The sequence below is a fragment of the Rhodopirellula sp. UBA1907 genome, from assembly GCF_002337565.1.
In the GTDB taxonomy this organism is placed as follows: Bacteria; Planctomycetota; Planctomycetia; order Pirellulales; family Pirellulaceae; genus Rhodopirellula; species Rhodopirellula europaea.
On record NZ_DDGH01000040.1, the window covers coordinates 60,284 to 81,715 of the forward strand.

Annotated in this window: 18 protein-coding genes; 7 read left to right on the top strand and 11 right to left on the bottom strand. The window is 55.5% G+C overall.

From position 1 onward, the window contains the following. A partial coding sequence (locus B2R17_RS09025) for an AI-2E family transporter (protein WP_286763729.1) occupies positions 1 to 664 on the bottom strand: 664 nt, incomplete at its 3' end. A gap of 209 nt (positions 665 to 873) precedes the next feature. After that, positions 874 to 1,704 carry a prolyl oligopeptidase family serine peptidase gene (locus tag B2R17_RS09030; protein ID WP_286763730.1) on the bottom strand — a complete coding sequence of 277 codons (831 nt, stop codon included), beginning with the start codon at positions 1,702 to 1,704 and terminating at the stop codon, positions 874 to 876. Positions 1,705 to 2,130: 426 nt separating this feature from the next. On the opposite strand from B2R17_RS09030, the gene B2R17_RS09035 reads away from it, so the two are divergent. Then, entirely contained in the window at positions 2,131 to 5,157 is a 3,027-nt protein-coding gene (locus B2R17_RS09035) for a sulfatase-like hydrolase/transferase (protein WP_286763745.1), read from the top strand. A 178-nt stretch (positions 5,158 to 5,335) separates the two neighbouring features. Here B2R17_RS09035 and B2R17_RS09040 read toward each other — a convergent pair whose 3' ends face one another. From B2R17_RS09040 to B2R17_RS09055, 4 genes are all read right to left on the bottom strand, one after another. Then, a complete protein-coding gene (locus tag B2R17_RS09040; protein ID WP_286763731.1) occupies positions 5,336 to 6,067 on the bottom strand; it encodes a phytanoyl-CoA dioxygenase family protein in 732 nt (243 codons plus the stop codon). 59 nt (positions 6,068 to 6,126) lie between these two features. Beyond that, positions 6,127 to 7,908 carry an arsenical pump-driving ATPase gene (gene arsA, locus B2R17_RS09045; RefSeq protein WP_286763746.1) on the bottom strand — a complete coding sequence of 594 codons (1,782 nt, stop codon included), beginning with the start codon at positions 7,906 to 7,908 and terminating at the stop codon, positions 6,127 to 6,129. Positions 7,909 to 7,970: 62 nt separating this feature from the next. Further along, positions 7,971 to 8,339, bottom strand: a complete 369-nt coding sequence (gene arsD / locus B2R17_RS09050) for an arsenite efflux transporter metallochaperone ArsD (RefSeq protein ID WP_039963752.1) — start codon at positions 8,337 to 8,339, stop codon at positions 7,971 to 7,973. A gap of 212 nt (positions 8,340 to 8,551) precedes the next feature. After that, the gene (locus B2R17_RS09055) at positions 8,552 to 11,392 is read right to left on the bottom strand and encodes a hypothetical protein (protein ID WP_339888339.1); all 2,841 of its coding nucleotides are present in this window, start codon (positions 11,390 to 11,392) and stop codon (positions 8,552 to 8,554) included. Positions 11,393 to 11,628: 236 nt separating this feature from the next. Here B2R17_RS09055 and B2R17_RS09060 point away from each other — a divergent pair, with 236 nt between their 5' ends. Together B2R17_RS09060 and B2R17_RS09065 are read left to right on the top strand one after the other, a co-directional pair. After that, positions 11,629 to 12,198, top strand: coding sequence for a sigma-70 family RNA polymerase sigma factor (locus B2R17_RS09060; protein ID WP_286763733.1), 570 nt, complete (start codon positions 11,629 to 11,631; stop codon positions 12,196 to 12,198). Continuing rightward, positions 12,195 to 13,571 (top strand): FecR domain-containing protein, encoded by a 1,377-nt coding sequence (locus tag B2R17_RS09065; protein WP_286763734.1) that lies wholly within the window; start codon positions 12,195 to 12,197, stop codon positions 13,569 to 13,571. Before B2R17_RS09060 ends, B2R17_RS09065 begins: the two co-directional genes overlap by 4 nt. 18 nt (positions 13,572 to 13,589) lie before the next feature. Here B2R17_RS09065 and B2R17_RS09070 read toward each other — a convergent pair whose 3' ends face one another. The 3 genes from B2R17_RS09070 to B2R17_RS09080 form a co-directional block, all read right to left on the bottom strand. After that, complete coding sequence (locus B2R17_RS09070; RefSeq protein ID WP_286763735.1) at positions 13,590 to 14,567, bottom strand: alpha/beta fold hydrolase; 978 nt, start codon at positions 14,565 to 14,567, stop codon at positions 13,590 to 13,592. A 115-nt stretch (positions 14,568 to 14,682) separates the two neighbouring features. Next, a complete protein-coding gene (locus B2R17_RS09075; RefSeq protein ID WP_286763736.1) occupies positions 14,683 to 15,153 on the bottom strand; it encodes a nuclear transport factor 2 family protein in 471 nt (156 codons plus the stop codon). Positions 15,154 to 15,202: 49 nt separating this feature from the next. Further along, on the bottom strand, positions 15,203 to 15,796 hold the full coding sequence (locus B2R17_RS09080) for a carboxymuconolactone decarboxylase family protein (RefSeq protein ID WP_008672844.1): 594 nt from the start codon (positions 15,794 to 15,796) through the stop codon (positions 15,203 to 15,205). 223 nt (positions 15,797 to 16,019) lie between these two features. On the opposite strand from B2R17_RS09080, the gene B2R17_RS09085 reads away from it, so the two are divergent. Then, positions 16,020 to 17,627: a sigma-54-dependent Fis family transcriptional regulator gene (locus B2R17_RS09085; RefSeq protein ID WP_286763737.1), complete on the top strand. Its 1,608-nt coding sequence runs from the start codon at positions 16,020 to 16,022 to the stop codon at positions 17,625 to 17,627. Between the two features lie 53 nt (positions 17,628 to 17,680). Here B2R17_RS09085 and B2R17_RS09090 read toward each other — a convergent pair whose 3' ends face one another. Beyond that, complete coding sequence (locus B2R17_RS09090; RefSeq protein ID WP_286763738.1) at positions 17,681 to 18,487, bottom strand: SDR family NAD(P)-dependent oxidoreductase; 807 nt, start codon at positions 18,485 to 18,487, stop codon at positions 17,681 to 17,683. Positions 18,488 to 18,666: 179 nt separating this feature from the next. Next, positions 18,667 to 19,053, bottom strand: coding sequence for a winged helix-turn-helix transcriptional regulator (locus B2R17_RS09095; protein ID WP_008672847.1), 387 nt, complete (start codon positions 19,051 to 19,053; stop codon positions 18,667 to 18,669). Positions 19,054 to 19,205: 152 nt separating this feature from the next. Here B2R17_RS09095 and B2R17_RS09100 point away from each other — a divergent pair, with 152 nt between their 5' ends. The 3 genes from B2R17_RS09100 to B2R17_RS09110 form a co-directional block, all read left to right on the top strand. Then, entirely contained in the window at positions 19,206 to 20,195 is a 990-nt protein-coding gene (locus B2R17_RS09100) for a zinc-dependent alcohol dehydrogenase family protein (protein ID WP_286763739.1), read from the top strand. 176 nt (positions 20,196 to 20,371) lie between these two features. Further along, positions 20,372 to 21,172: an SDR family NAD(P)-dependent oxidoreductase gene (locus tag B2R17_RS09105; protein ID WP_286763740.1), complete on the top strand. Its 801-nt coding sequence runs from the start codon at positions 20,372 to 20,374 to the stop codon at positions 21,170 to 21,172. A 69-nt stretch (positions 21,173 to 21,241) separates the two neighbouring features. Continuing rightward, positions 21,242 to 21,432 (top strand): hypothetical protein (locus tag B2R17_RS09110; RefSeq protein ID WP_286763741.1); only part of this gene is annotated, 191 nt, incomplete at its 3' end.

A 21,432-nucleotide genomic window follows, 5' to 3' on the forward strand; every position in this document is an offset into this window, starting at 1 on the left:
CCTGCCGATCGACTTGATACGCCAATGTGTTCTCGCCGTATCCGCTCAGGTTGCCAAGCAACAGGAAGAAGACGTAGATCAAAATCACAATGCTGGTCGAACCAAGCTGAAACAGTTCGCTCGACAGGCTCGCCACCGCGTTTCGCAGAAACGCTTCCAACTGGTCTCGTAAATCCGCGGCCGCATTGGCCAGCAACTCATCGGATTCCTGCCGCTCCACGGGAACGACCGCGGCTTCTGGTTCCCCGACCAAGTCCGCGACCGCAGCTTCGGATCGTTCTCCCACTTCGCTCGCTTCAAAACGCTCGGCAACGTTTTCATGCAGCCAGTCTTCCGCGTTCGAAACAATCTCTGACACCCGCATTCGGTACAGTTTGCCTTCTTCGGACATCTGAGCCATCGACAACCAAATGCTCATCCCAACCAGAAACGTTCCGCCGATCGCCAGTGCGAACGTGACGCCCGCCGCAACGATGCGATTCACGTTCAGACGTGCCTGCAAAAAATCAAGAATCGGCGTGATTCCGCTGACGATGAACAATGCCACCACAAACGGAATCAAAACGGACCTCAACCAATACACCGCCGCCGTCAACGCGATTGCCGTGAGGATCAGCAAACAGGCATCCTGCACCGGGTTGCTTCGTAAAGGCCGGTTCGTCATGGGTGACTTCGTCCTGGTTGCGTTGGAAACGATGATTGCGGCTTGGCAGGGTTCGCTCGCGCTGCTCGGCGGAACTATACCAAAACACCGTTTTCGTCATCAGCCACCGCCCGTGACCAGATGACTTTCTCAATCAAGCACGTACTGCGTGGCGGGCATCTCTGCGTCAGCGGTTGATGTGTTATGCCAAATCACTTACCTGCAGCAGTTCACTTCTCGTTTTGGTGCCGCAACAACCAAGCGTATACCTCAGGGTTTGCATACGTCTCTGTCCAGCTGTCATGGCCTGCTTCTGGGTAGATCGTCAGCTTGACGTCCCCACCGGCTCGCTGGATCGCGACGACCATCTCTTCGCTTTCTTTGAGCTCGACGACAGAGTCCTTCCCACCATGAAACGCCCAAATTGGAAGCGTCGCGAGTTCGTCCGCCCACTCGGTCTTTCCACCACCACAAATTGGAATGGCCGCCGCAAAACGTTCAGGGTGAGTCGCTGCCAGACGCCATGTCCCAAAGCCGCCCATACTCAACCCGGACAGATAAACGCGAGAAGTATCGATCGAAAGATGTTCTTCCACGTGATCGAGCAACGCCATCAGCTCATCAACCTTCCAAGACTCGACCACGTCCGCGCGTTCCTTGCCCGGCTTCGGACTTTGAGGTGACACGATCACGAACGGAAACTCCTTCCCTTCTTTCGCGACTCGTTTGGGTGGCCCGTGCACGGCAAGTTGTTTGAAGTTTCCATCACCGCTTTCGCCCAACCCGTGCAAGAACAACAGCATCGGAACCTCCTGCCCTGCTTGGTAGTTGCTTGGGGTGTAAAGCAAGAACGGAAGCTTGTCCGGCCGACCTTCAGCAGGCTCCGGAATGGCGAAAAAGTTCTCAGTCTGCTGGCCCGGTTCCACCTGAATCTGTGACGCAGACTCAACACTCGATGTCGCAGAATCCTGTGCCGACAGATTGCTACTGGAGGAACAATTCATGACAAAGGTCGTCGCAACGAAGGTCATCAAAAAGAAAGCGGGGACACTGCGTTTCATGGTCTGTCTATCAAAAGAAAGTGGTGCAGATGGGAATACTCTGAGGCACGAGACGACTCAAAGCGGTCGCCCCTCGCGGCCTGCGATGGAACGTCACCGCATCGCAGCATAATCCCTGGATAGCGGCAGTTTGTCCGCTGTCACGAATCGAAACAAAACAGCGATGACAGCGGCATTGTATCATCGACACTTCCAACCGGATTCCCCCAGATCCCCTTCGCTGATCACCAACGTTCATTCTGTCGTGATGAACGACTTACGATCGGTTCTCAGCATTCACGCACGCCCGTTTTCTCGCGCCCCGAAAGATTCGCGATGATGCATCGCCCTTTGCTCGCTTCGCTGATTTGGATTTTGCTGGCCGCGCCGTCCACTTTCGCGGACACACCGCCGGCACCATCCAAGCCGAACGTCCTGTTCATCGCGATGGACGACCTGAATGACTGGATCGGTTGCCTGGGCGGCCATCCGCAAACCATCACACCTAATCTGGACCGATTGGCCGCCAGCGGTGTTCTCTTCACCAACGCTCATTGCCCCGCACCCGCCTGCAACCCGTGCCGGTCGGCTGTCTTCACCGGAAGAGCCCCCAATCGATCGGGCCTGTATGACAATCGGCAACAAATGCGTGAAGTCATGCCGGACGAGGTCATCTTGCCTCAATACATGAGGAACCATGGCTACCACGCTTCGGGGTCAGGCAAACTGCTGCACTACTTCATCGACGCCGCGTCCTGGGATGAGTACTTCCCAAAAGCGGAATCCGAGAATCCTTTTCCGCAAACATTCTATCCATCGCAGCGTCCCGTCAGTTTAGAACGCGGCGGACCGTGGCAATACGTCGAAACGGACTGGGCCGCACTCGACGTGACGGATGAAGAGTTCGGTGGCGACTGGGCGGTCAGCCAGTGGATCGGCGAACAACTTCAACAAAAGCATGAGCAACCATTCTTTCTCGGTTGCGGAATCTATCGCCCGCACGAACCTTGGTTCGTCCCCAAGAAGTACTTCGAGCCATTTCCTCTCGAGTCAATCCAACTCCCGCCGGGATACCTCGAGAATGACTTGGACGATGTGCCTTCGATTGGACAGCGAGCGGCACGCAACCGTTACTTCGCCCACATCCAAAAGCAGGACCAGTGGAAACAAGGCATCCAAGGCTATCTCGCCTCCATCCATTTTGCCGATGCGATGCTCGGTCGCGTGTTGGATGCGTTGGAGTCAGGACCGAATGCAGACAACACCATCGTTGTGCTTTGGTCAGATCACGGTTGGCAATTGGGTGAAAAAGAGCATTGGCAAAAGTACACACCGTGGCGAGGTGTCACCCGCGTCCCCTTGATGATTCGCGTTCCGAAAACGTCCAGTCCATCGCTCCCAAACGGCACTCCAATTGGAGTCCGATGTGATGCCCCGGTGAATCTGCTCAGTCTCTTTCCGACTTTGCTCGACCTTTGCCAATTGCCACCCAATCCCGTCAACGATGGGCCGAGTCTCCTGCCGCTGCTAGAGGAACCAAACACGGTCACTTGGAAACACAACTCGGTCACCTACTTGTCTCAACCCGGTGCCTATGCCGTTAGCGGTCGAACTCATCGTTACATTCACTACCAAGACGGAAGCGAAGAGCTCTACAACATCCAAGCCGATCCATACGAGTGGAACAACTTGGCGACAACACCGGATGCGGCTGAACATCTCGCTCAGTTCCGTTCGGCATCACCGACGAATTTCGCCAAGCGTATCGAACCGTCGGTGAAGTCACTCGCGAAACTGACTTTTCGTACGATCCCCGAGGAAGGCGTTCCCGCGTCCAAGCCCGATGGCAACCAGTTTCCGGTGCACTTCATCAACCAACATCGCGATCCAGTGGAATTGTGCTGGATCGATGCCAAAGCAAAACCAAAGTCTTATGGATTGATCCAGCCCGGCCAAACCAAAACCCAATCGACTCGCCCGGGTGCCGTTTGGATGGTGAAAGAAGCCGATGGAGACAAACAACTCGGTTACTTCCAAATTGGTGACCGGACGGCTCAAGCGGTCATTCCCGCCAGCAAACCCAATGTCGTCATCATCCTCACCGATGATCAAGGCTGGGCTGACCTAAGTTGCCAGAACGAAGTCGATGACATTCGAACACCACACATTGATGGTTTGGCAGCACGTGGCGTTCGCTGCACCAACGCTTACGTGACTTCTCCCCAGTGCAGCCCTTCGCGAGCCGGAATGATCACGGGCCGATACCAGCAACGTTTTGGCATCGACACCATCCCGGACATGCCGTTGCCGACTGATGCGGCGACCATCGCCGAACACTTGCAACCTCAAGGCTACAAAACCGGCTTCGTCGGCAAATGGCACTTGGAACCCAACGTCACTTGCATCGATTGGATGCGCCGTGAATTACCGGCGATGGCGGGTAAACCCAGACGCCAAGTCCGGATTCCATGGAACAAGATCCAGCCCTATTCTCCGGCACAGCAAGGTTTCGACGAATACTACTGGGGAGCGATGACGAACTATCGCACCAACTTCGATCTCGCCTCCGGTGATCTGCTTCCACAGATGAAACAAATTCGCGACAAACGTTTTCGCATTGACATCCAAACCAACGCGGCAGTCAACTTCATTCAACGCAATCATGACCAGCCGTTCTACTTGCAACTGAACTACTACGGTCCGCACACGCCGCTGGAAGCAACGCAGAAGTACCTCGATCGTTTTCCCGGGCCGATGCCTGAGCGACGACGCTACGCGTTGGCAATGCTGTCCGCGATTGACGATGGAGTGGGACAAATTGTCGACCAGTTGAAAGCCGATGGATTGCTCGACAACACATTGATCGTCATGACCAGCGACAACGGTGCCCCGCTGAAAATGACCAAGCCAGACTCGTCCATCAATGGTGACGCCGGCGGCTGGGACGGATCACTCAACGATCCTTGGGTCGGCGAGAAAGGAATGCTTTCCGAAGGCGGTATCCGCGTGCCGATGATTTGGAGCCTTCCCACTCAATTGCCCAGCGGAATCACCTACGACTGGCCAGTCAGTGCGTTGGATATCGCACCAAGTGTTTTGAAACTTGCCGGCGGAGAACTTCCTTCCGGTGAAGCAGCGTTGGACGGCATCGACTTGATCCCACGATTGAACGACATCCAAAATCCGTCCACGCGAACGTTGTACTTCCGGTTCTGGGATCAAGCCGCCATTCGCCGTGGCAAATGGAAGTACATCTTCGTCGGCGATGGTCGTCGATTCCTGTTTGACCTCGAAAGCGATCAACACGAAAATCGCAACCTAGCGAAGGACTATCCAGAACTCGCTGACAAACTTCACGCCAACTTGGCGGCCTGGACATCGGAACTAACGCCCAAAGGCATGCCGCAAGGAAAGAAAATGCGAGAGCAAGCGTGGTACGACTTCTACTTTAAAGAAGCCGATCCGGTGAACTGAGCAAGCGTGTCGGCTCCATTCGTTTCTCGCTGCTTCGCACCCTCTCCGCTGAAACGAGGTCATGCAGTTTGCAACGCCGGTTTTGGCATTGTTCTCGTATGCAGCACCTCTCCAAAAACGAATTTTTGGGGGAGGTCGAGCCAAGGCGTACAGGCCGAGGCGAGGGAGGGTGCTTCTATCAACCGCTCGCAAACGTCGGAACAACAAAGTCGTGCCACGTCACTCCGTCCGGTAGGACCATGGATTCGGCAAATTCCAAGTGCAGAATTCGCCGGTGCCGCCAAGTGCCGGGATCAGACGAACCGCTGCAATGGCTGAGCAAAGGTCTCATCGCCAACACATCACCCGCCTCCGCGAAAATGGAAACGGCCGCGCTGACGTCTTCCCCGTCGCTGTCACTTGAATGATGCGAACCAGGAATCACTCGCAGTGGACCATTCTCATCGATCACTTCGTCCAGATGAATTCGAAGCGTCAGCATTCGTCGCAACACTTCGTCTGCTGCGATGAAGTGAGGGACTCCCGCCTTGACCGTCGGCCGTGAGAAACAAACGGAACTCACCGAGTTGTCTTCAACCGCGACGGATGTGTCCTTGTGCCAAGGCAACGCCCAAGTCCGATCGGGCGGCTTGTCAAAAAACAAAGCTCGCACCAATCCCAGCTCATCGCCCAGCTGCTTTCTCAAGAAGCCGATCAACGGTTCGCATTGCCAAACCGTTGTCACCTCAGGAATGCTGCCGATCAAATTGCGAGCCGCGTAAACATGACCTCGACTGGACCGAGCCCGAACGGAGTCAGACTCCTGCACCAAAGTCCGCGTGCAAACATCCAGCAGATGCTCGACCACCGACCTCGGCACCGCATCGCGAAGAATCTGGAATCCGTTTTGATCCAGCTCGTCACTGCTCATACGATTTGCCGCCTGCCGGAATGCCTTGCCCGAATTGTTTCGTCAAACAAGGCCCTGTCTTAGCAAGAAGCCTTGTCCGCGATCAACTCCCGCAAACCTTCGATTCCGATAGGCGGGTCTATTTGCCACGGAATGACCACCGCTTGTTTCGCGTATTGATCAAAAACCTCACGCAAGTAGGGTCCTTCACTTAATTGACGTCCAACCAGAATCGGATCTTTGACAACCAGCGGACTAAGCGATTGATTGACCACCCATGCAAACGGCTCGATCTCAGCTCGCCGCAGGTCTTGTTGCAACCGCTGAGCTTCATGAACCGGAGTCGACTCAGGCAACGTCACCACCAACACTCGCGTGAAGTCTGGATCTCGCAAACGCGGCAAAAGTTCCCGAACGCTTTCCGGCACCTCGTTGGTCTGCCGCGAAACTTCGCGGTGATACGCGAGTGCCGAATCCAACAGAAGAATCGTGTGTCCGGTGGGCGCGGTGTCTAGAACGACAAAGCCATCTTCGCCTTCCGCCACCGCATCGGCAAAGGCTCGAAACACGGCGATTTCCTCCGTGCAGGGAGAACGAAGGTCCTCTTCCAACAACGCTCGTCCTTGTTCATCCAAACCATCTCCCGCGGTCTGCAAGACCTCTTGTCGATAGGCCTCGGTCACTTCGGCAGGATCAATCCGACTGATCGTCAAACCGCTCAACTCATCGGCGGCCATGGTCGCACTCACGTGCGCGGCCGGGTCAGTGGTCGACAAATGAACCTTCAATCCTCGTTCAGCAAGCGCCACGGCAACGGCGGCGGCGATGGTTGTCTTGCCAACACCACCTTTGCCCATCGTCATGATCACACCGTGTTGCTGAGCCGCCAACTGATCGATCAACGCGGGTGCGGGCAAAGCCTCCAAGATCGAAACGCGTTCTTCACTGGCAATCTCGTTCGTGGCCGTCTCCACGTTCGTTTCGTCACTCCCGAGCTGACGAAGAGAATCGATGCCGACCAACCCATGAGGTGCCAAAGGAACAATCGTGCGTTGCAGTTGAGCGAGCCCGCTGGGCACTGCCGCTAAAGCCTCTTTGCAGCGTTGCTCCATCGCATTGGCGATCGGATCCGACTCACCTTGCGCCTCGAAGTTTCCGTTGATGATTAAGGCTTGGTTCTCGACGCCGAGTTCCCTCAGTTCGCCGCTGGTTCGATCCGCCTCACGAAGCGTGGAAGCTTCCGGACGCGTCACCAACACAAGCGTTGTGCGAGACGCATCGCCTAAGGACTTCACTGTTGATTGGTAAATAGCTTGCTGCTTTTGCAAACCCGCCAGTGGCCCCAAACACGATGTTCCTGATGTGTTGTCCTCCATGAATCCCGACCAAGCCGATGGCAACGTCAACAACCGCAACGTGTGCCCGGTCGGCGCGGTGTCAAAAACGATGTGATCAAAGTCTGCGGTCGCGCTCTCATCGCCCAACAGTCTGGCGAATTCATCGAAAGCAGCAATCTCCACCGTGCACGATCCCGAGAACTGTTCTTCCATGCTTTGCACGGCAGCTTCCGGCAAAACGCCACGATACGGTCCCACCATTCGCTCGCGATATTCCGCTGCCGCCTGCTCCGGATCAATGTTCATCGCCGAAAGGTTGTCCACCGCCGGAACGGACGTCGGCTTGGTACTGAGTGACACGCCCAGGACTTCGTCCAAGTTCGACGCGGGATCGGTTGATACGAGCAGAACGCGTCGGCCTCGATCCGCCAAACGCACCGCGGTGGCACAGGCCATGGACGTTTTGCCAACGCCACCTTTGCCCGTGAAGAACAAATTGCGAGTCGGTGATTCGAGGTAGTGCATAACAGTGGACACGTAAGAGAAAGATTCGTTCGGCCATCGGTTCGATAAACCGCCAGTTGAAATCAGCAGCAGCCCGAACCGCCGCAGCATCCACCATCTGCCGTTGGCAACATGGGTTTCACTTGCGTCTTCGTTTCCGTCCACAACGCCAGGTTTTCTCGCGAGGGATAGTCACTGCGACTAACGATTCGGCCATCGACCATAACCAACGGCAAGCACTCGACGCCGTCTTCGTTCAGCATCTGCTGGACGGTCGCGTTGCCAGCAAACTCGGCTGGTTCCTGAGCCAAATTGAATCGCTCAACGCGGTGCCCTTGTTGTTTCAGCCAATCCAAATCGGCTGCGAACCGTGGCAAAGTTTCATCCACCTGGGGCCCGCAAACACCGGTGCTGCAACACATTGCTCGGTCATAAATCTGAACGTGACTCATTGCTACTTCCTTTCCAGATCGCCAATCGCCGCTAGACGATACAAACAAGTAAAATAGAAGGGCGAATGAACAAACGTGAAGGCTCACACCCCTTCAATATCGCCAATCTACGATTAACGATATCGGTCATTCCCATGGTCGTCAACACAAAAAGTGCAGCAAGTTCTCGCGTGATCGCTTTTGCCGGCGGTTTCACGCCCCCGAATTGCCGCTCATTGATAGTCGAACAGGGCCGTCGCGGTCGTGTCAGAATCGCTGACGACACGCGCCCAGCAAGCAGAAAAACCAACCGGGAACTCGTGCCGGACCGTGCTGCCCGAGGGAACAATCAGCTTCTTGATCGGAATCCACCGCCCTTCGCCGTCCAAATCAACTTCCAAAGTCATCGTTACCGGATTCGCGTGCGTGTGCGACAGTGTCACCAATTTCTTGTCGTATCCCCGCATCAGATAGGCATCCGACGGTTTTCCCGCTCGAACGACGGAATCTTTCCAGGGTCCCCCGCGGCCGACTGGTCTACCGAACTTCCAAAGGTCATCCACTCCACCGAACCAAAGTCCCATTCCTGACGCCGAATCACGAAACACATGCTCGCTCGCGGTGGCGTCTTGTTTGACACCAGCCAGCACCAACAATCCGTTCCACGAACAATAGTCCGAGATACGTTTCCCATGGCTCGACACCGGGCGAATCAGATTCCAAGCCGGCGGAGCACCGTTGATCACCAACGGGACCTCATAAAACGTCCCATGAATATTCGCGATCGTGCGTTCTGATTCGACTTCTCGCAACGCTCGAGGCCAACCCGACTCAAAGGGTTTGTCATAGATCGCATCACCCTTGGGCAGTCGATAACGTTTTCCTTGATACCGAACAATGACGGAGGCGTCATCCACCGTGAACTCCGGTTCCGCTTGCAGCTTCTCCGCCAACCCCGAATCAAATTCGTCCGACACAAACTGGAAGTCGCTCTTTGTGAATTCAAATGCCTTTCCATCATCAGTCAGCAGCCGCAAGTCACGACTGCGTTTAGTCGGGTAGACCAATGCATTGGTGGCTTGTGAATCATCCACGTTCGCCAAGCCAGCGAACAGCTCCTCATGACGCTGCTGATTTGGATAAGCGGATGTTTGATGCAAGAACGCCGTCGCCATGCAATCGCGATCCGTTTTGAACCGTACCCAAACAGCGTCCATCTCTTCGGGAAGCATCTCGACAACCGAGTTTTCACCGGCCACCGAAAACTGACGAAAGTCAATCCACTCGTTCGTTCCATTGGGATCAATTTGCATCGTGACCTGAACGGAAGCATCCGCAGGCACCGTGATCTTTTTGGATTGCTGCGAAGCCTGCGATGTGTTCAACGTCGCTCCCTCACCACGAATCATCTTCACGGCTGCGTTGCCATCAACGAACGCGGTGTGCGGCATCCCAAATGATCCGGGCGTGTGCTCGGTTTCATTGGGGGGAATCGAGATTTTCCCTGCCGGGAAGGAACGCTTGTAAACCCGATCGTGGTGTCCATTGCCCCACCGAACTTCCATCTGCGTTAATTGCCAGTCCGAAGGCATTGGCGGGTCGCCTCGATGATCCACGGCCAAATAAACCGTGACAGGCTGATCGACTTGGAAGGCATAGCCCGTTGCCGGTCGAGTCCAGTTGCCACGTCGTACCGTCACGGTCGGAAGCGTACTCAACTCCTCCGGCATCGATGTGATTTCTTGTTGGTCAGTCGCTCGCAACGTGACCACTGGCTTCGATTTCAATTGGCCAACGGCCAAGTACAAGGTTCGCGATTGGAAACCATCGACGAGAAACGGATCAGACCACTCGTTGGCCTTCACTTCATCATCAATCCAGGGTCCACCATAGGCTGACGCAGGGCCCCAAGTCTGCAAGTCTTGGTAGTCACCGAACCACAGATTGCTCTGCGGTTGGCCCGCCAAGGGATTGCCTTGGATGCTGGTCTCATCCGTTGCCAAAACCAATTGACCGTTCCAGGCACAGAAGTCCGGAACGTAGCGGAGGTGGCTTCCGATGGGACGCAAACCCTTGGAATTACCCACCGAGAAACCTTCAGGAAAATCAAAGAACATGCCATGCATGTCCATCATCCAACGTCCGTCCGTGATCTCACGAATTCGCGGCCATTCGGTGTACCAACCGTGACTGGCGTCGTTGCAATAAGCTGCCTTGGGGAGCAAATACGTGTGCCATTTGCCGTCTTCCAACACCTTCAGCCGAACGGTTCGCCGATCCCATCCCATCGTCCAAATCGGATCGTCCCCGTCGCTGCCTCCGGTGATCCCATTGGGGCCGGTGACTTCCGTGTACTGCCGACGCTCGACGATCTTCCAAGTCTCACCATCCCACTCCGCCAGCACGCCGCGTTCTTCCTCCGTCTTGGCTTCGCCACCCACCAAGACATCCTTGTAACTTCCCACATGCAATTCCCCGTTGTTGGAAATCACCAAACGTCCTTGCGAAGTGTAGCCACCCTTCCCGTGCCACCCCGGAACGGGCTTCTTGAACAATCGATTGACCTCCAAGGAATGCACGTTGGCTTCCCAAATCGCGCCTTCCATATCGATGTAGTGCACCATGTTCTCCGGGTCATTCAGATGCCGTGTGATCGCCGTCACTCGCATCGGCATGTCGCTCGGCGAGATCGTTCGCACGTTGCCTTTGGAATCGATCAGATGATGGCCAATCAGCAACTGCTGTGACTCTTCATGGATCATCCGTCCCGCAGGTGTCCCGCCGACGCTTTCGGGATGCACATTCAAAGGCTTCGTCAAATCGGGATCAACCGAAAACAACTTGTGTTCGCTGCCGCGTGGCATGTGTGGTGCATAGTTGACCATCCAAAGCTTGCCAGCCCACGGCACGATCGCCCCGATCCCACACTCGTTGTGGCCCGTTTTCAAATGAGCCCCGTTCTGGCTGTAAATGCCATACGTCGTCAGATGCGGATAAACTCCGCTGATGAACAGATCGGTCCGCGCAGGTGGTTGCTGACCACAGACCAAACAGGCATTCGATACCATCATCAGAAGCAAAAAGCACGGGATAAGACGCCGCAAGGTTTCCATGATCAAGCTCAACAAGGTTCGGTGGGAGGACGGCTCGAAGATAACCGCGCTGCCCTGAAATAGCGGCAAACGAATCAATTGGACATAAATTTCGAGCGACTTCGAATTTCCCCCCATGTTTTTGTCCAAATAGACCGTCAACAGGCTGTCATCCTATGCATAACGAGAAACTGCCCGCCCCGCGATTGACCAACGGCATGAATTCACATCACGAAACGCCCAACTCCGATCCTGCGATCACCGGCCCCGTTGATCGCACCGAAGAATTCGTTCGCCTGCTTGGCCACACCCGTCGGCATCGGTTCGCTTACCTGATGAGCTTGATGAATGACCGAAATGACGTCGAAGAAGTCCTGCAAGAAACCGATTTGGTACTGTGGCGAAAGTTCGATGACTTCGAACTGGGAACCAACTTCACGGCTTGGTCGTGCCGCGTTGCATTCAATCAGATGAGAGCGTGGCGGCAGAAACAGCACCGAAGTCGATTGCAGTTTTCAAATGAATTTCTTGATGCCGTCGCAACCCAACTGGACACACAAACAGAACGATACGACCAGCGTTTGGAAACACTGCGTGCCTGCGTCCGTTCCTTGCCCGATCGTCACCAGCAACTGATTCAGCAGCGGTACACCGACGGCGACAAAATCGAATCGATCGCCGCTCGAACCGGTCGATCCCTCGACGCGATCTATCGCATGCTCAGCCGCATTCGTGATTCACTGCGAGATTGCGTGTCTCGCAAAATGGAGGCTGGCCTGACGTCATGAACGACTCCAACCAAAATCGATTCCTGGAATTGCGAGACGCGGCTCTCGACGGTCGCGCCACCCAAGAAGAAATTCGCGAACTCGAATCCATCGCGATGGCGTCCCCCGAACGACTCCGCGAATTTGCTGAGGCGGCTGCGATCCATGGCGAACTGTGTTTGCTGGGCACCGAGGCTCGCGAACAACAACCAACCGCGAATCCAGTGACTCGCGAAACAAAGGGTTCCCGAACCTGGCGAAGCATCACTTGGGCGATGGCCTTGGCCGCTTCCGTTCTGGTGGCGACCGCCCTTTGGAATCGCAACGCCAACCCAGCGGATTCCAACGAAACCTTTGCGGTGTTGGAAACAACTGTCGAATGCCTGTGGCAGACGTCGACCGTGCCGCTCGCGGAAGCACAACGACTCGGCGTCGGACACTTGCGATTGGCCAGCGGGTTTGCGTCGCTGCGTTTTGACAACGAAACCCAATTGGACCTGGAAGGCCCCGCCGACCTGCAAATCCTCGATCCAATGCACTGCCGTCTCGCCAGTGGAACCGCAGTCGTCACCGTCCGCGATGGCTTGCGAGGATTCGTGGTCGACACTCCCACTGGCCGCCTGACCGATCAAGGAACCAGCTTCGGCGTGTCGGTCAAATCCGACGGAGCCTCCGTGGTCGAGGTGTTCGATGGACGCGTCGATCTCGAAGTTCGGGAAACAGGCGAAACGCGAAGCCTGACCCAACAAACATCGGCGTGGTTGTTGTCCCGGCAAATCTTGTCACCCAATGAATACCGCCAGCCTTCAACAAACGACGCTCGCCGGCTGACACAAATCTTCACCTCTCAAGGCGACGGCGGGGACGTCTGGATTCAACGCGACCCTGAAAACCGAAAGGGCCCCGAAGAACTGTTGCTCGTCAAAAAGTCCGATGAACTGATTGAATTCGATCGCCAGATCCGCCTGCGGTTTGACTTCCGCGGCCTGGCTGATCAGCCAATCGAGCGAGCCGCTTTGCAGCTAACCGCGGTTCCTTCGGGAATCGGATTCGCATCGCGAACTCCCGACTCAACGTTCTCGGTCTACGGACGCTCCCTCCCGAACGAAGCAACACCGCTCTCACCCGACACCGTTCCCTGGTTGGATCTGGAAACCGAAACTAGTGGCTGGTCTTTGGTGGATCGTTTTGTGATTCCCAGAGGCAGCCAATCGGAATCTCACACCATCGAGTCCGCGTCGCTCAACGACCTTGTGAACCAACACCGCAGCGACATCATTGAACTCGCGATCATCCGCGACACACCGGAGACAATGGGCGGGGGATTGGTTCACGCCTTCGCCAGTTCGCGACATGAATCCATCCCCGGCCCCACCCTGCGAGTCTGGCAGTAAGAGCCTCGTCGCAAAATATTAGTGCACGTGCTGTCCCAGAAAACGCCGTATGTGATTCGCGATCACGTCACTATCTTCTTCCAGTGCGAAGTGACCGGTATCAAGCAAGTGCAGCTCCGCATTCTTCAGATCGCGTTGATAGGGGTATGCACCTTCGGCAGGAAAGATCGCGTCGTTCTTCCCCCACACGATCAACGTCGGTGGTTGATGCTTGCGCAGGTAAGCTTGCCACTGAGGATACAATGGTGGATTGCTGCCATAGCTGTGGAACATTTCCAGTTGTATCTCATCGTTCCCAGGACGATCGAGCAATGGTTGAACATGTCCCCAGTTGTCAGGGCTGATCGTCGCGACGTTGCGGACGCCATTGGTGAATTGCCACTTGGTCGCATCAAGCGTCAACATCGAACGAAGTGCCTCCCGATTCTCTGATGATCGTTCTTTCCACAACGCTTTCACGGGAACCCAAAACGGGTTGTCGATGCCTTCTTCGTAGGCGTTTCCATTCTGAACGATCAGCGTTTGAACTCGTTCTGGATGTGCCGTCGCTAGTCGGAATCCGACCGGGGCACCGTAGTCCATCACGTACAACGAGTAACGGTCCAGCTTCAGTCGTTCGGTGAAAACTCGAATCACGCGAGCCACGTTGTCGAACGTGTACTCAAACTCGTCGACCGACGGAGCCGAACTGTATCCGAACCCGGGATAGTCCGGTGCGACCACGTGATAACGATCCGCCAAAGCTGGAATCAAGTTTCGAAACATGTGGGACGAGGTCGGAAACCCATGCAACAGCAACACGGTGGGTGCATCTTTCGGCCCCGCTTCTCGGTAAAAGATCTCCAAATCGTCGATCCGCATCGTGCGATGCATGACCTGTGAATCCGCCACGACATGCGAGTGGTCTTCTGCGGTTGTGGTCGTAGCGATCGAGCCGGAAAAAGCCACGACGATGGCTGTTCCGATGACCGCGTGGGTGAGTGATTGAATTTTCATGATTCGATGTTTCGAGTTGATTGGATGAGTGGTCGGATGGATGTTCAATCGTCTGTTCTTTCGCCAAATGCCCTCGCGGAAACGGTGTTCACGCGAGGGCAAGTGATTGGCGGCTTCACTTCACGAGTTCTTCCAACCCCGGATCGTCCGATGGTCGGACGCCCAAGGGCCAATGAAACTTTCGCTCTGAGACATCGATCGCATGGTCGTTGATGCTGGCTTCACGACGCCGCATCAAACCATCAGGATCAAATTCCCAGTTCTCATTTCCATAGGCACGAAACCAACTTCCGGCGTCCGTTTGGTACTCGTACTGGAATCGAACGGCGATTCGATTTTCAGAGAACGCCCACAATTGCTTTGCGAGTCGATACTCCTTTTCCAATGTCCACTTTCCAGACAAAAAGTGAACGATTTGATCGCGCCCCCGCAGGAACACATCCCGGTTCCGCCATTCGCTGTCGATGGAATACGCCAGCGAAACTCGCTGCGGATCCCGCGAGTTCCATGCGTCTTCCGCCGCACGCACTTTTTGCATGGCGGACTCACGCGTGAAGGGCGGCCGGATGTCAGTTGGGCTTGCCATGTTGGTTCTCCATTGTTTCTAGCGCACCGCTTGGTTATTTCGCTTCGCGTTAAGCGACGCTGCAAGCTTCACTGTGACAACCGCACGACTCCGTTGCCGAATCATCCGACAACTTTTCAGCCGCCGGAAAATCCACTTCGGTTTGAGCGACATGGTTGAGGTAGTTGGTCAAGATGTTCAGAGAAACGTTGGCAACCGTTTCAGCGATCTCCGCATCCGTCACCCCCGCTTCACGAGCGGTCGTGACATCGGTGTCGGACACCAACCCGCGTTTCGCGACAACTTGATTTGCAAACGCCAGAATGGCTCCGGCCTTGGCGTCATCCGCTTTGCCTCGACGAGCGTCGAGAATCTCAGACGCGGTCAGGCCCGACATCTTGCCGAGCGCGGTGTGAGCGCTGAGGCAGTAGTCACACGAGTTTGCTTGGCCAACCGCCAAGGCAATTCGCTCGCGTTCTTTGGCGGTCAGTTCACCGCCCGCGAGAGCTCCACTGAACTTCAAATACGCATCCAAGACAGCGGCTGAATTGGCCATCACACGCATCAGGTTCGGCGTCATCCCAAGCTTGGATTGGACAGCGTCGAGCAACTCTTTGGCTTTGCCGGTCGCGTCAGCGGGGTTCACAGTTTCGATTCGGGACATGGTTGGACTCCATTAGGATCCGAGTGGTTTGGAAAGCACCGACAACAATCGTCGGTTTCGAACCTCCCTTAGGCACTAACCGTGCCAACCAAACCAAGAAAACCATAAGTCACTACCATGAAACAACTTACAAACCACACGCCAAACAAAACCGCGTCACGAAATCTCGTGGATTCACGAATTTTCGTTGCGAAACCACGAATTTTCGTGCATCCTGAGTCCCATGATTGAGCAACGAATTCCGCTGATCCGCGACCACAAAGAACTGTTGTTGGCGATGCCTCAACAGCGAAGCGTCGCCGACGTTTTACGATTGGTCGTCGATCACCTTGCCAGCTCACACGCGGTGGCCTTGGCTCGCATTTGGTTGATCCAACCGGGCGAAGGTTGTCCCACGTGCCCGATGCGATCGGAGTGCCCCGACCAAACCGAATGCCTGCACTTGGTGGCCAGTGCGGGAACGTCGGTCGTGGATCCCAACACGGACCTCAGCCGCATCGATGGTTCCTTTCGTCGGTTCCCACTGGGCGTGCGGAAAGTCGGACGCATCGCCGCTACCGGGACTCCGCTGGAAGTTCCCAACATCGATGGCGATCCCGATTGGTTGGTGCATCGCGATTGGGCCCTGCAAGAAAGCATCCTTGGTTTTGGAGGCCAACCGCTGGTTCACCGCGGCGAGGTACTGGGTGTGCTCAGCGTCTTCGCTCGCACCACGATCGGTGATGCCTGCTTTGATTGGTTGCGAATGATTGCGGATCACGTTGCCTCGGCCATCGCCAACGCGCGGGCCTGGGAAGAAATCGAAACCCTTCGTGGACGCTTGGAACTTGAAAACGATTACTTGCAAGAAGAGCTTCGTGGGGAAGCATTCGGTGAGATGATCGGGCAGAGCGATGCGTTGCAAACCGTCACGCAACAAATTCGTTTGGTCGCCCCCACCGACTCGACCGTGTTGGTGATGGGCGAAAGTGGAACTGGCAAGGAACTGGTCGCGCGTGAGATCCATGCTCGCTCCTCTCGTCGCGAACACCCGCTGATCAAAGTCAACTGCGCAGCCATCCCGCGTGAGCTTTACGAAAGCGAGTTCTTTGGACACACCAAGGGCAGTTTCACCGGTGCGTTGCGAGACCGCATCGGTCGCTTTGAACTGGCCGATGGCGGCACCTTGTTTCTCGATGAGATTGGCGAGATCCCCCTGGACCTGCAAAGCAAACTGCTGCGAGTTCTGCAGGAAGGCGAACTGGAACGCGTCGGCGAAGAACGGACTCGCGAAGTGGACGTTCGAATCATCGCCGCCACCAATCGAGATCTAAAGGCTGAAGCGGAAGCCGGCAAATTCAGACTGGATCTTTACTATCGACTCAGCGTGTTTCCAATCGATTTGCCACCGCTCCGCAATCGAAAAGACGATCTCCCGCTGCTGGCCGATCATCTCCTCACGATTCTTTCCCGACGACTTGGCAAGCCGACACCGAGACTCACGCGAGCCAACGCCAATGAACTTCAGCGTTATGACTGGCCCGGCAACATTCGCGAATTGCAACACGTGCTCGAACGTGCGTTGATCACGTCCCCGCCCGGAAAACTCAAACTGAATCTCGCGTCGCAACCCGACATCGAATCAAAAAAGACTGCTCTTGTTCAGTCGAATGAAACAGACGAGATCATGACCGCCGCCGAGCTCCGCTTGTTCGAAGCCAACAACATCCGCAAAGCACTGCAAGCGTGTGGCGGCAAAGTGTATGGCGACACGGGTGCCGCCGCTCTTCTCGGCATGAAGCCGACCACCCTTGCGTCACGAATCAAATCGCTCGGCATCACATCTTCGTAAAAAGCATGGACCGTTCTCGTGTTCGGTCGATTGCGGGTCGTCGCTCGATTTCGCTAGCAATGCATCACGCAACCGCCATCCACGTTGATGGTTTGGCCGGTCACTTCTTTGGCTCGTTCTGACGAGAGGAACACGATCATCGCAGCAACGTCTTCGCTGGTTTGCCAACGGGCGAGCGGGATCACGTTCTTGATCTTTTGATCCGTCCAGTCTTCGTAGGAAAGTCGATCTTGTGGTGGGGCGCCGTCACACCAAGCCTGCCAAACCGAACGGTTCAGAGCCGTCTTCACCATCCCGGGACAAACCGTGTTCACCCGGACATTGTGCGGTGCCAAGTCTTTGGCCATGCACTGAGCGAAGTTGATGTTGGCTGCTTTGCTGGCACTGTAGGGCGGATCGGTCTGCGATCCCATCTGTCCCGCGATGGATGCCAGAAACACAAACGTGCCCGATCGTTGAGCAACCATAGGAGGAGCCAAAGCCGCAGCAACGTTGGCCATTCCGATGACGTTGACCTCCAGAGTTCGTTTCCATTCACTCGGGGCGACACGGGTGAACGGGAAGCCAAACTTCCCCGACCCGATCGCGGCGCAGTGCACCACATGATCCAGGCGCCCGTGCTGGTCGAGGCAGCATCCGACCGCTTGTTCAACTTGTTGTTCATCGACGATATCGACAACTTGCGTGCCGACGTTCACGCCATGCTCTCGCAATTCGCCGGCTGCTTCTTCGACATTGGGCGAGACATCCCAAAGTTGAATCGAACAACCTTCTTCCGCAAACAGCCTCGCGGTCGCCAACCCAATCCCGCTGGCGCCACCCGTGACCAAAGCGGTGTTGCCGCTCAATTTCAAATCCATCTCTGTTGTCCTGGGAATGATCGGAAGAGGAGTGCGGTATTCAGGAAAGCGGAAGGATTCGTTGCCTCATCCACTACGGTTGCCACCGAAAGCGTCGTCGAGATACCAACATCGCCCGCATTCAACCTGAGTTCATGCCGTGACAAAATTCATGGAGATGCATCCAGGGAAAACGTCTGTCACGACGCTTCCACAGCTTTGCGATTTTCGCGTTCCTGCAGCAGTTGCAATGCGTGAGCTTCGCCCCACTTCTTCAGCGTCAGCAGCACGGGCGTGAGCGACTCGCCCTCTTCCGTCAATTCGTATTCGACCCGCGGTGGCACCTCGGCGTAGACGATCCGATTGACCAACCCGCTGTCCTCCAATTCGCGAAGTTGCTTGGTCAGCATTCTCTGCGTGACACAGCCGACCTTCCGTTTGAGAACGCTGAATCGGAGGCGTCCATCGACCATCAAATAGTAAAGCACGATGCCCTTCCATTTGCCTCCAATCAGTTCCAGCGTGGCCTCGACGGGACAAGCTGGCAATTCGTAGCTCGAATGCCGGGCTTTTCCATTGGTATCCATTGTGTGCCTATGTGCCTTAAAAGTGCGTTCTTGCCGGTTTGGCATCTACTCCTATTATCACACCGTACTAACAAACAAACAGTCACGCGACCGCGAAAACAACGAAATGTTCTTTCGCGTCCGAGCCTCTCTCGATTCAAAGGAAGCCAATCATGAAAGCCATGCTGATCAAGAACTACGGTGAAAACGCAGCCTTCGAGGCATCTGAAGTCGATCAACCGGAAGTCAAACCGGGGCACGTCCTGGTCAAGATTGCCGCTTCGAGCGTCAACACGGTCGACACGATGATTCGCAACATGGGAAAGGACCTTCCTCTCTCGCCTGACACACCCGCTATCCTTGGAATGGACTTCGCCGGAACCGTCGAAGCTGTCGGCGAAGGTGTGCAGAACTATTCCGTCGGCGACGAAGTCTATGGGTGCGCCGGCGGGCTGGCAGATCTGCCGGGCACCTTGGCTGATTACATCGTGGCCGATGCCGACTTGATCGCTCACAAGGCGAAGAACCTGTCGATGAAAGAAGCCGCGGCGTTGCCACTCGTTGCAATCACCGCATACGAAGGCCTGCTTCGAGCCGGCATCCAAGCGGGCCAGAAAGTCCTCGTGCATGGAGGATCAGGCGGCGTGGGCCATGTCGCGTTGCAATTGGCCAAGCACTTCGGAGCGGATGTCTATTCCACCGGCGGCGGTGACAAACAACTTGCACTGATTGAAAAGCTGGGTGCGACGGGCATCAACTACAAAACCGAATCGGTCGAGCAATACGTTGCCAAACACACCGAGGGAGCCGGATTTGATGTGGTGTTCGATTCCGTCGGAGGAGCCAACCTGACCAACTCGTTCGAAGCCGCTGCCCTCAACGGACAAATCGCGACGACGGTGTCTTTATGCGAACTGGACCTCACGCCAGCTCACTTCAAAGGCTTGTCCTTGCACATCGTCTTCATGCTGATTCCGATGCTGCACAATCACAAACGATCTGATCACGGCGACATCCTTCGCAAGCTGACTGAGATCGCTGAATCGGGTGCCCTGACTCCCATCCTCGATGAAACCAATTTCTCCTTGGAAGAAGCGGGCGAAGCCTACGCAAGACTGGAAAGCGGCAAAGCCATGGGCAAAGTCGTCATCGAGAACAAATGACACTTCTCAGGTTGAATTGGCTGGACAAAGCTCATCACAGTCTTGGCCGGTCTCAATCTTCATCGTTGAGTACAGTTTCCTCTTTGATGTTTTTGCCCATGCAATGCGGCTTCACTTTCAAACATTGATCCCAGCAGGCATCTCATCATCAGCAAGATCATTCCACGGAGAATCCGATGAAACGTATTTTGATCACCGGGGCAACCGACGGCATCGGTTTCGAGACCGCCAAGATACTGGTCTCACGCGGTCACCATGTTTTGATTCACGGCCGCAGCGAAGCCAAGCTCCAGCGGGTCGCACAGTCTTTGAAATCACTGTCGAGCGACGCATCGATCGAATCCTATCTCGCGGATCTATCGAACATCACTGAAGTCGAGTCACTTGCCAATGCGGTCGCCGCGAAAGGGAACCAGCTCGATGCACTGATCAACAACGCAGGTGTGCTTTCCACATCTGACACGATGACTTCTGACGGTCTCGATGTTCGCTTTGTGGTCAACACAATTGCCCCCTACCTGCTGACAAAACGACTTTTGTCGCGGATGGATTCATCCGGACGGGTCGTCAACGTTTCCTCTGCCGCTCAAAAGCCAGTCGACATGGCTGCGTTCCGCGGCGAACGTCAACTGGAAGATTTGGAGGCCTACTCCCAAAGCAAGCTCGCTCTTACCATGTGGTCTCGAGGATTAGCTGATAAGCTTGGCGCCGATGGCCCAGCGATCATCGCCGTGAATCCGGGTTCTCTGCTTTCCAGCAAGATGGTTCATCAAGCGTTCGGCGTCCCAGGAAAAGACATCACGATCGGAGCCAACATCCTTGTCCGCGCAGCTCTGGACGATGAGTTCGCCGATGCCTCCGGCCACTACTTCAACAACGACGCCGGTGATTTCGGCCCGCCACACGCTGATGCACTGGACGGGGAAAAGAACGCCGCGATCATCGATCATTTGGAATCGATTCTCGCGACCGCCTGAGTCCACCGCACTGCAAGTGTGCTGATTGCTCTCGCTGAAGAAGTTCATAAAAATGAATGATCGTTGGCGTTGAGCATAAATACGTGGCAAACGTTGACTTGGTCCGTGCGTTCCTATTGCTCTTGCCCAGTTGGCTACCTGCGCGAAGCGTTGTCCGTTGCCGCCCAGACCAATACCAAGACTGATCCATTGGTCGGAAAGCATCTCAAGAAGGTCAAAACGATCTTGTTTCAAAACCTGCACTTTAGGCGAACGGATGC